Source organism: Bacteroidota bacterium, from assembly GCA_039111535.1.
GTDB lineage: Bacteria > Bacteroidota > Rhodothermia > Rhodothermales > JAHQVL01 > JBCCIM01.
This window is the reverse complement of the sequence record JBCCIM010000211.1, coordinates 1-10,881: the sequence shown is the minus strand read 5'-3', so window position 1 is coordinate 10,881 and position 10,881 is coordinate 1. Positions and strand designations below refer to the sequence as shown.

At 52.1% G+C, this 10,881-nt stretch carries 8 protein-coding genes; 6 read left to right on the top strand and 2 right to left on the bottom strand.

Annotated features, from left to right (window positions below; genetic code table 11):
* The 5 genes from serS to AAF564_22910 all read left to right on the top strand — a co-directional run.
* Positions 1-1,051, top strand: a 1,051-nt coding sequence (gene serS / locus AAF564_22930; protein ID MEM8488421.1) for a serine--tRNA ligase, incomplete at its 5' end; no start/stop codon positions are given.
* Between the two features lie 566 nt (positions 1,052-1,617).
* The gene (locus tag AAF564_22925; protein MEM8488420.1) at positions 1,618-3,243 is read left to right on the top strand and encodes a DUF1800 domain-containing protein; all 1,626 of its coding nucleotides are present in this window, start codon (positions 1,618-1,620) and stop codon (positions 3,241-3,243) included.
* 51 nt (positions 3,244-3,294) lie between these two features.
* Positions 3,295-4,965: a DUF1501 domain-containing protein gene (locus AAF564_22920; GenBank protein ID MEM8488419.1), complete on the top strand. Its 1,671-nt coding sequence runs from the start codon at positions 3,295-3,297 to the stop codon at positions 4,963-4,965.
* Positions 4,966-5,271: 306 nt separating this feature from the next.
* A complete protein-coding gene (locus AAF564_22915; GenBank protein MEM8488418.1) occupies positions 5,272-6,333 on the top strand; it encodes a WG repeat-containing protein in 1,062 nt (353 codons plus the stop codon).
* Between the two features lie 69 nt (positions 6,334-6,402).
* Complete coding sequence (locus tag AAF564_22910) at positions 6,403-7,494, top strand: WG repeat-containing protein (GenBank protein ID MEM8488417.1); 1,092 nt, start codon at positions 6,403-6,405, stop codon at positions 7,492-7,494.
* Between the two features lie 62 nt (positions 7,495-7,556).
* Here AAF564_22910 and AAF564_22905 read toward each other — a convergent pair whose 3' ends face one another.
* Positions 7,557-9,905: a tetratricopeptide repeat protein gene (locus AAF564_22905; GenBank protein ID MEM8488416.1), complete on the bottom strand. Its 2,349-nt coding sequence runs from the start codon at positions 9,903-9,905 to the stop codon at positions 7,557-7,559.
* 138 nt (positions 9,906-10,043) lie between these two features.
* On the opposite strand from AAF564_22905, the gene AAF564_22900 reads away from it, so the two are divergent.
* Positions 10,044-10,574: a hypothetical protein gene (locus AAF564_22900; GenBank protein ID MEM8488415.1), complete on the top strand. Its 531-nt coding sequence runs from the start codon at positions 10,044-10,046 to the stop codon at positions 10,572-10,574.
* On the opposite strand, the gene AAF564_22895 is transcribed toward AAF564_22900, so the two are convergent.
* Positions 10,571-10,881, bottom strand: a 311-nt coding sequence (locus AAF564_22895; GenBank protein MEM8488414.1) for a hypothetical protein, incomplete at its 5' end; no start/stop codon positions are given. The genes AAF564_22900 and AAF564_22895 overlap by 4 nt on opposite strands.

Sequence of the window (10,881 nt, the reverse complement as noted above, 5' to 3'; positions counted from 1 at the left end):
AGAATCTTCAGCCCTAAAAGCATCACAAAAGGCGCTGGAAGAGGCTTCTCGCGCTATCGAAGACAAACTACACAAGCTCCTCCTCGAGGTCCCCAACATCCCGCACAAATCCGTTCCCGTCGGGGCAACACCGGAGGAGAACCAGGTGGCATGGCAGTCGGATACACTGCCTACGTTTGATTTTACGCCGCAGCCTCATTGGGAGTTGGCGGACAAACATGGCCTGCTCGACTTTGAGCGCGGGGCCAAAGTAACCGGCGCCGGCTTTCCGTTCTTGATTGGCAAAGGAGCCCGCCTGCAACGTGCGCTCATCAACTTCTTTATTGACACAGCAACAACAGAAGGCGGCTACACAGAAATCCAGCCCCCTGTTTTTGTCAATGCAGAAAGCGCCACCGGGACAGGAAACTTACCGGACAAGGAAGATCAGATGTACGAAATGCCGCGCGATGGTTTTTATGCCATCCCGACGGCCGAAGTGCCGGTGACCAATTTTCACCGTGGTGAAATTCTGCTCGAAGAGGAATTGCCAGTTAAATACTGTGCGTTTACACCTTGCTTCCGCCGCGAAGCCGGCTCATACGGCAAACATGTGCGCGGCCTCAACCGTTTACACGCATTCGACAAAGTCGAACTGGTTCACTTTGTGCCGGCCGACAAAAGTTATGAAGCACACGAGGCCCTGCGCGAAGATGCAGAAAAACTGCTACGGCTACTTGAGCTCCCTTACCGCCGGCTCCTGATGTGCACAGGAGACATGGGTTTCACGCAGGCCAAGAAATACGACCTTGAAGTATGGTCTGCTGGCCAGGAACGCTGGCTGGAAGTTTCATCTGTCTCAAACTTCGAAGACTTTCAGGCCAGGCGGATGAACATCCGCTATCGCAAAGCTGGAGAAAAGAAACCTGCGTTTTTGCACACCTTAAACGGCAGCGCCCTTGCCCTGCCGCGCATTGTTGCTACGCTGCTCGAAAATGGACAACAGGCTGACGGAACCATCAAAATCCCTGCAGTGCTCCATAAGTATACCGGGTTCGATACCATCGGCTGAAAACAGGGATCGTAGAAAGTGAACGGCGCAAAGTAGCGTTTTTTGGCCCTTTACTTGCCAGTCTCACTGCCACACTCAAGATGGGACCCGAATTGGCCGGCGCGTTCCAGATGCCCCCCAAAGCCACCGTAGAACTGGATATTGGTGTCCTTGATACATCGTATAGTTTTTTTTCTTGCCCTTAAGTTTTTGCATCGCTCTGCTGATACCTTAATCAGCTACATGCTTTCTCCACCCGACACACCTTTTAGAATTCCCTCGTTTCCTGCAAAAAGTTTAGTTTCTCTGCAATTTAAGCTATATTGCAGGTAAGTTAGACCCACCTTTTCCGGTGCCTGCCGCGTTCCGTTCTGTATCCGGGCACCCCGTGCTTTCGCTTCATCTCAAACAGCAATTTCAACTGCCGCTGGAAATATTTCTACCAAAAAATGTGGTTTGGCACAGTAAATGGATAGAGAAACGGTATGGCTAGTTCATCCCTCTCCTTCCCCCAGGTGCGCCCCTCCACTACCATGAGGCCCTAGCACACGACTTTACAAAACTCTCCACTTAAATTTGGGATGTCCATGAACAGACGTAGCTTCCTCGGACTCACAGAACAAAAAGCGAAGCCGCAGTCCGTCCCCGCTTCAGCCGCTGCTGATATTGAAACGCATACCACCCCTCTGACACGCGAAGACGCCCGGCATCTGGTTACCAGAACCGAGTTTGGGGCCAGACTACGCAGAGTCAACGGCTTTATTGGTATGACAGCAGAAGAGGCTGTCGATTTTATCCTCCAAGAAGCTTCTGAAAATGCTTTGCCAGAAGCCCCATCGTGGTACAAAAACAAAAACGACGGTGATCTGGATGATATGTACGATCTCCAGAAACAATGGATATGGCGCATGAAAGAACAGGGCTTTATCGAAAAGATAACGCTCCTCATGCATAACCATCTTGTTACAGGCTATTCTAATTACGAAAAACCTTATTACGGCTATACGTACTACCGTCTACTACGCACCAGTGTACTTGGCAACTTCAAAGAACTCATCTATGAGGTCGGTCTTGATCCGGCAATGATGATCTATTTGGACAACAACTCCAATGTGCCAACGACAAACGAGCAAGGCCAACCAGCCGGCTCGAATGAAAACTACGCCCGCGAGCTGCTCGAGCTGTTCACCATGGGTCAGTTTGATTCCAATGGTGCGGCCAATTACAGTGAAGTGGACATCGCCAATATCGCCCGGGTCCTTACCGGATGGCAGGTAGACGATTTCCGCTTCCGCACAGACCCGAAGCCTAGCCTGCACGATGCGGGCAACAAAACAATCTTTGGTCAGGCGTTCGCCGGCAACAGCGATCCTGAGGTTGAATATGGCCAGTTGATTGACTTCTTGTTTGCGCAGCGCGGCATGCAGATCGGCCAGTATTTAAGCCGTAAGTTCTACACGTACTTTATCAACCCTGAGCCCGACGAAGCCTTTGTGCAGGAGCTTGCACAAATCTTTGTAGACAATAACTACGAGTTGCAGCCTGTGCTTCGGGCCCTGCTTACGAGCAAGCGCTTCTTCTCGTCTGGCTACTACGGTTCTCGCGTGAAGAGCCCAATCGACTTCCTGATTGGCTTCCTTAACGAAACCGAGACAGCGCCAACGGATGATGTCCTTGAATATGTCCGCCAGCAACTCGAGCCTCGCTCGCTGAGCATGGAGTTATTCAATCCGCCAAACGTTGCTGGGTGGCCAGGCATTAACCCGCCTGACTCTGCCGGTGCCCGTGGCGACTACAAGTGGCTCACAACAAGTTTGCTGCCTGCACGCTGGGATATTATTGCAGATCTCACCAGCGGATCTGCTGGCGATTTCGATCCCATCGAAGTAGCAATTAAAGTATCCGATCCTGCAAATCCGTTCAAAATTGCAGAAGACCTCGCCCGCACGTTCATCCCGATCCCATTGGATCTCGCAAGTATCCGCGAAGTGGACGATCCGTTTGCCGGAGACCCGGACACCCCTCCCCCACAAAACGTGCTGGATGACAGCCTCGTATCAAATGTTTCTAAGGTCATGCTGGGTGATATGCCCTGGTACGAATGGCCCGACATCGTCGAAGGATCCAACTCTGAGAAAGACATTGCGCGGAGGGTTCTCGGGAACTACATCGCGCTCCTCAGCAGGGAAGTGCCAGGTTATAACTGTCACTAGTGGATCAAAGGCCCCTCTAATCAGAGAATTTTGACTTTAGATATCAATCCCATGCAAGATCACAAAAATTGTAACCACGACGACCCGGGCGTCCTCAATCGCCACGGGAGCCGACTCCAGGATGGCGCCGCCCACAGCCAGGACCACGCAGCGTGGACACGCCGAGACTTTATGTCGCGGATGGGCTTCGGCGTTGCCGGCGCAAGCATGATGCTCAACGGCACACCCGTTAGCGCCTTTGGCCACTCCCCTATTCTTCAGGCACTCAACAATTCCAAAGAAAACGGACGCGTGCTTGTACTCGTCCAGTTGAACGGCGGCAACGACGCGCTCAACATGGTTGTGCCTTACGAAATCGACGAATACTACGTCCAGCGCCCAACAATCGCTATCCCCAAAGGATCGGTTGTAAACCTGGAAAACGACCATGGCCTGCACCCGGCAATGGCAAGCCTTGGCAACCTGTGGAACGACAACAAGTTCGGCACGGTGCTCAACACCGGCTATGCCAGCTCAACGCGCTCGCACTTTGCAGGCACGGTAAACTGGGCAACAGGTAGTGGCCGCGACCTGGGCACAAACGACAACGTAAACCACTCAACGGGTATTTGGGGCCGTTATGCCGCCAAAGTGATTGATGGGCTAAATGGCCCGCTGACACACCCAATGGCTGTTCGTATCGGTGGCCCGGTTTCGCTCTTCCAGAGTGAATATGGCAACCTGGGTGTAAGCCTTGGCGACTCTCAGTTCATCGAAGAAATTGCACGTCGCGGGCTTTTTGATGCCGGCGACACGCGCCTCGATCCGTTTGCCTATGGAGATCCCGTACGGTATGTCCGTTCCGTCGCGAACGCAGCGCTGAGCTACGTTTCCTCTATCCAGAACGCAGCAAACGCAGGCACAAACCTCGCAGGTAACTATCCAAACGGACTCGGCCAGAACATGGCCGCTGCTGCCCGCCTCATTCGTGGGGGCCTCGGATCACGCATCATTTCTGTCTCTATTGGCGGATTTGACACGCACTCCAACCAGGGCCAGGTAGAAGGCCGGCACGCCAACTTGCTTGGCACACTCGCAGATTCCATCTCCGCATTCATGGAAGACATGGCTGCAGACGGACTCGATGAGAAAGTGCTGCTTATGACCTTCTCTGAATTCGGCCGTACACTGGGCGAAAACGGATCACGCGGCACCGACCATGGCGCCGGTGGCTCGCTTATGTTTGCCGGCAAAGGCATCAAGCGGGGCGTATACGGACAGCAGTCGGACCTCGTGAGTCAGCTTTACGGTGGTGATGCTGCGCCATTGACAGACGGTCGCTCGGTTACCGCAGCCATTCTGCAAGACTGGTTTGGATTGCCGGCAACAGAAGTAGATGAATTGATGGGCGCGTCATTCCCGCGCATCGACTTTATCGAAAACAAAATCCGCGTGAGCAATGAGACCAATGATCTACCTGAAGCGTTTGAGCTCCAGCAGAACTACCCGAACCCGTTCAATCCAGCAACAAACATCAACTACACGCTGAGCCAACCGGGCTCCGTAAGCCTCAAGGTTTACACCGTTGATGGCAAACTGGTACGAACACTGGTGAATGGTCATCACGCAGCAGGACAGCATGCAGCCACATTTGATGCAGGCAACCTGCCAAGCGGTACTTACGTTTATGTCCTGGCAACACCTTCGGGTACCCAGACGCGTAAGATGGTACTGGTTAAATGATGATTGCTAACCGCCAGCACCTCTGTTGAATGCGGATGCTGGGTACGCGGTGTGTTTTGCAAAAAAAAATTGCGCACTTCGTATCCAGCATTCGAGATATCGGGCACAGGCTTTGTAAGTAAATAATCAGAATTAATAGTATAGCCGCCCTGACCTTTTTTGATGTTGCGCCAAGAAGACCCATCCATCGACCAATTAATTATTCAGGTTTTTTAAGCCGGCATTCTGCAACTACAGCAAAAAACGCTGCATTCGCAGTACGTATTAATAATAGAAATTGAGCCTCCCAACATTTTAATTCAAAAAATGAAGTTCTCTTTTGACACGCTGAAACATCAGCGCCTTCTCACAACACTCCTTTGCCTGCTGCTTGCAACAGGTGCTATGAGCTGCGACCTCGTTTCCGGTACCGATGATTCTATCGAAGGAGACGCCAACATTTTACATCCCGTAAAAATTGACGGCAAATGGGGATACATCAATGGCCTGGGTAGAATCACGTTTATCCCTAGCTACGACAATGCGCGCGACTTTTCTGAAGGCATGGCTGCCATACAGGATGGCGCAGTTTGGGGCTACGTCGCAGAAGATGTGCGCGTAGCCGTTACACCGCAATACCAGGTTGCCGGCCGCTTCTCAGAAGGCCTGGCCTTTGTACGCGGCACCGGCCTCGACGACCTGTACGGATTCATCAACAAAGGTGGTTCCGAGGTGATTGCGCCGCAATACGAACTGGCACAAGCCTTCTCTGAAGGACTCGCTGCGGTTCGAATCGACACCCGCTGGGGATATATCAACAGCCGCGGTGAAGTGATCATTCCTGCAAACTACAGCGATGCCCGGCCTTTCTCAGAAGGACTCGCTGCTGTAGAAGGCCTCAATGGCTGGGTTTACATTAACCGACAGGGCGAAATTGCCATTCAGCCTAGCCTGACTGTGCAGTCGCTCGGCAACTTCTCAGAAGGCCTCGCGCCGTTTGAAACAGGAGAAGGCTGGGGCTACCTGAATACGCGCGGTGAACCGGAAATCTCGCCACAGTTTGACCAGGCTGAAGACTTTTCAGAAGGCCTCGCTGTTGTTGAAATTGATGACCGTTTTGAGTTCATCAACCAAAGCGGTGAGATTGTTGTTTTTGGCGAATTCAACGAAGCACAGCCCTTCTCTGAAGGCATGGCTGCTGTGCGCCTGAACAACGACTGGACCTTTGTTAGCAAAGCAACGGGACGCGTTGCAATGGAGCGCAGCTTTGACGGCGCCTCCTCCTTTACGGGTGGACTTGCCCGCGTATTCTTTGGCAACATCGAAGACAATCCACGGATTGGTTATATCGACCGTGCCGGCGAGTACGTCTGGTATCCCATGAATTAATCCACGTATCAAGACATCCCATCTAATCAACGATCTGCCACCCGTAGCGTTAGTACCGGTACTTTTAAAATGAAAAAATTTATCCAGACTCCTATCCTGACACTGCTGCTGCTCGCGCTAGCAAGTACAGCGCTCGTCGGCTGCGATTTCCTTGGCGACCTGACCAGCGAAGACGGCGCCGACAGCAACGACGGCATTCTACTTTTCCCAGTGCGCATTGAAGGCAACTGGGGCTTCATCGACCAAAACGGCCGCATTCGGATTGAACCCGAATTTGACAGCGGTGACTACTTCTCAGAAGGGCTGGCCCGCGTCCGTGACGGCGGCGTTGGTTACCTTGCGCCAAGTGGCGAATGGGCGATCGAACCGCGCTTTCAAAATGGCCGGGCGTTCCAGGAAGGCCTTGCTGCCGTTGAAATTGACGGCCGCTGGGGCTTTATCAACAAGTCAGGCGCGTTTGCCATCAACCCGCAGTTTACCGAAGCGCTCAGCTTCAAAGAGGGCCGTGCCTTTATCCGTACAGCCAGCTTCCGGTGGGAATACATCGATATCAGCGGTGAAATCATCCGCACAATCAACACGCCCGACCTCGACGACTTTGAAGAGGAAGGCAGCAACAACTTCTCCAATGGCCTCGCACTGGTGCAAGACTTCGACACCGACCAGTACGGCTATATGAACGACACCGGCGACATGCAGATCAACTTTCAGTTTGCTGAAGCACGGGGATTCTACGAAGGCCTGGCTGCTATCAAAATTAGTGACCGCTGGGGCTTCATTGGCACAGATGGCAATACGGTTGTTGCGCCTCGGTACATCGAAGCCGGCAACTTTGGTGATGGCCTCGTACCCGTTCGTGAGACTACGGATACCTGGGGCTATGCAGACAAAAGCGGCAGAATTGTGATCGAGCCGCAATTTGAAGATGCTCGCCAGTTCTCTGAAGGCCGCGCAGCCGTGTTGATTGATGGTTTTTGGGGCTTTATCGACAAGTCAGGCAACCTGATCGGCAAAGCAGACTATGACCAGGTGTTTGCCTTCAAGAAAGGCGTTGCTTCGGTGATTCTTGAAACGCTCGACCCGAACAACGAGAACAACCGCCTGACGAACTACGGCTACCTTGGCCGCGATGGCAAGCTGGTTTGGTACCCAACCCGATAACAAATTTGTACCCTCTATTGAGACAAGAGGAAAAGCCCCGCCGGTCAGCCGGCGGGGCTTTTTTATGTACCTACTGGCTGGTGCTCTACCCGTGCATCAGGAAATGTAAGGGTAAACGTTGCGCCCGACGCATCTGCTTCAGAAAGCACAAGCGTACCGCCATACGCTTGGGTTACAATATCGTGGCTGATGCTCAACCCCAGGCCAACACCCATCCCCGGAGCCTTTGTCGTAAAAAAGGGCACAAAGATGTCTTTTCGCATAGCCTCAGGAATACCAGCACCGTCATCGCTGATCTGCACGATGATGGCATCCTGCGAACGCTGCGTGGAGACCAGGATATTGCCTATTGCCGGCGTTCCAGCAGCACTGGCGCGCTCTACTATGGCATCACAGGCGTTATTGAAGAGGTTGATCACCACCTGCCCTATTTCGTGCGGGATGACATTGACGAGGCCAATATCTGTATCGTATTGCCGATCAATCTCAAGCTGTAATGCCTCATACTGCAACCGGGCGCCATGTTGTGCAAAATTCAGATATTCATCCACCAGTGAATTAAACGCTGCCTGCTGTTTTTTACCTGAGCCTTCCTGTGCGTGCTTCATCATGGATCGCACAATCTGGTTTGCTTGCTGGCCGTGTTCGAGGATTTTATGCTGGTTTAGGCGGATGTCTTCAATTATGGGTTTCAATCCTAACGCCGGCAATGCGTCGTGAGCAGCTACCTCATCGATCATCTCTTTATTGAGTTGGGAGAAATTATTGACGAAGTTGAGGGGATTGTTGAGTTCATGGGCAATACCGGCTGTAAGTTGCCCCAGCGAAGCCAGTTTCTCTCGTTGAATTAACTGGGCCTGCGTCGTTTTCAGGTTTTCATATGCAGCGTCCAATGATTGTAATGCCCTTTTTTTAATGCGGTACCCGTTATATCCCAACAAGGCAACAGCTGCAATCAACACAAGGCCAAGCAGCAGTATACCGATCCAGAGCTGCTGGTTTGTTTTTTCCTCTTCGAGCAAAGCAATGGTTTGCTCCTTTTCACGAGAGCGATACCGCGTTTGCATTTCGGCAATTACTGACTGGCTATTCGAATTAAAAAGTGAATCGTGGGCAGTTTTGTAGGCCTTGTATGCAGTGAGGGCTTCTTCAAACTGGCCGGATGCCTCATACAGCGCACTCAATTTCTGCTGGCTATCGCGGATCAGCGACATATTGCGGGTCTTTTCTGCTATTTCCAGCGCCTCCTTGCCAACCAGAAAAGCTTCCGTGTCATCTGTCATTTCGCGGTGAACATCCACGAGGTTGTGCAGCGTGTTTACAATGATTTCCGGATTGCCAATCTCACGTTTAATAATGAGGGATTCGTCGTAATAGTGAAGGGCTTCCTCATAATTACGCTGGTTGAAATATACCAGTCCAATGTTGTTCAGGGCATTGGCTACGCCTTCTTTATCCCCAAGCTCTCCTTCGAGTGCCATTGCTTCCCGGTGGGCCTCCAGCGCCTCTTCGAATCGCCCAAGTTCATTAAAGACTACACCCTGGTTTGAGCGTGCATTGGCAATGCCATCTGGCCGGTCCAGCGCTTTATTTAGCGCCAGCGCCCGCGTATGAAATTCAAGGGCTTCTTCAAACTCATTCAAAAAATAGTACAGCACACCCAGGTTAGTAACCACGTTTACACTACGGAGACTCGCATTTTGAGCTTCAAAGATTTCCAAGGCTTGCAAATAGTTCTCGATGGCCTTTGCGTAGTCCCCCTGCCGGCGATTTGCTACACCCATGTTGGATCGAATTGTGGCATAACGCGTGTCGTCACCGAGCGCAAGTTGTATGTTGGCCGCCACCTCGTAATAGCCCAGCGCTGCAGCATAGTTGCCCAGGTTGTTTTGAAGATTACCTAGCGACAACGATGCCATTGACTGCCCCATCGAATCAGCGAGCTGTTCAAAAATTGTATTGGCATCTTGTGTAAAATCGACGGCGGCCTCGTAATTTCGCAGTCGAAAATTGGCATCGCCGCGCAATAACAGTGCATGTGCCAGATGTAATGAGTCGCCGTTCAGTTGCGCCAGCGTTTGCCCTTCCATTGCCCGCACAACGGCACTGTCAAATTGCGCGGTACGCATGTGAATTGTGCCTAACAATAAAAGGCCAGTTGCATGCAGGCTGTCGTTATTGCTGGAGGGATAGAGATCGAGTGCCTGCTGGATGTACTGTCTGGCTTCATCGGGATCTGGGCCGCGCAGGGCACGGGTCAGGTCATGCAGTACGGGAATTCTGCCGGCTCCCGTAGCCTGTCTGAGCACTTGCTCAAGCGAATCTACTTGTGCCTGCGCACGCACGTCGGGCCGTACAAATAACAAACACAAAAAGACGAGGAGCGCAATTCGCGGGGTAGAAAAGGGCATAGCTAGTGGGAACGTATGGCACGTGCATCAAATCTACCAAAAAAGAGGCAGGTATTCTCCTTTTTGTAGCCCACTGTCGCTAATTCACGCACCAATACGCATGTGCAGGTACCCAAGCACATATTTGTAGCTCTTCATATGCGATCGCAATATTTGATCTTTGCCGGCCTTTTACTCTCAAGCTGCGCTTCCCAGCAGACTGTTCTAACTTCATCCATTGCAGCTAATACAATAGCAGAGCAGTTAGCGATTGGAAATGGTACGCTACACCTCGTCGACGGAAGTGTGACATCCATAGCATCAATTGCTGTACGAGATGATTCGCTGCGCTATCAAACTACCGAAAATGATACCTGGAGCAGCGCGCCTGTTGCCACTGTTGACAGGCTTGGCGTAAGGTACCGCAAAAGTCCGCGCTCATCAATTTCAGCATTTTTTGTTTCAACAGGCGCTGGTGCCGGTATCGGATATGTATTGACCGCAGAAGCAAGACAAGACGTACCGCTTGGCCTGGGCAGCATCCTGACAAACCTGTTTACACTTGCCGGTGCAAGCGCTGGTGCACTCATTGGCTCGCTTATCAGCTCCGCACCGCGCCTCCAATATTACATACTGAGGCAGAACGACCACAACCAGTGGGTGTTTGTGAAAGATTACAGATCCCCTTAATCCGCCTCCTCACCGGCCAGCATTTCTACCCGGTTCAGGAGGTTCGTGAACATCTTCGGACTGAAGCCGATCAACATATTCAGGAATGAACAGAAGGTAGCAATCCTGAAGTACTGCGCGGCGTTCACGATGCTTGGATCTTCCGGCCCTACAGCTTCCTCGATAAGGGAAGGCGGCAGAGAGATCGTCCCAACGATCACCCCGAAGCCAGTGCGGAGGAGATGGCATTCCTGAAGCTTCTGATGCAAAGCCTGTACGTTGACGACTGCGTCTCTAGTCTGCCTGAGTCGCCGGAAGTGGAGAAATT

What these genes read in the sequence shown, in the direction of transcription:
- AAF564_22925 (MEM8488420.1), top strand. Translation starts at nt 1,618, where the DNA reads ATGAACAGACGTAGCTTCCTCGGACTCACAGAACAAAAAGCGAAGCCG.
- AAF564_22920 (MEM8488419.1), top strand. Translation starts at nt 3,295, where the DNA reads ATGCAAGATCACAAAAATTGTAACCACGACGACCCGGGCGTCCTCAAT.
- AAF564_22915 (MEM8488418.1), top strand. Translation starts at nt 5,272, where the DNA reads ATGAAGTTCTCTTTTGACACGCTGAAACATCAGCGCCTTCTCACAACA.
- AAF564_22910 (MEM8488417.1), top strand. Translation starts at nt 6,403, where the DNA reads ATGAAAAAATTTATCCAGACTCCTATCCTGACACTGCTGCTGCTCGCG.
- AAF564_22905 (MEM8488416.1), bottom strand. Translation starts at nt 9,905, where the DNA reads ATGCCCTTTTCTACCCCGCGAATTGCGCTCCTCGTCTTTTTGTGTTTG.
- AAF564_22900 (MEM8488415.1), top strand. Translation starts at nt 10,044, where the DNA reads ATGCGATCGCAATATTTGATCTTTGCCGGCCTTTTACTCTCAAGCTGC.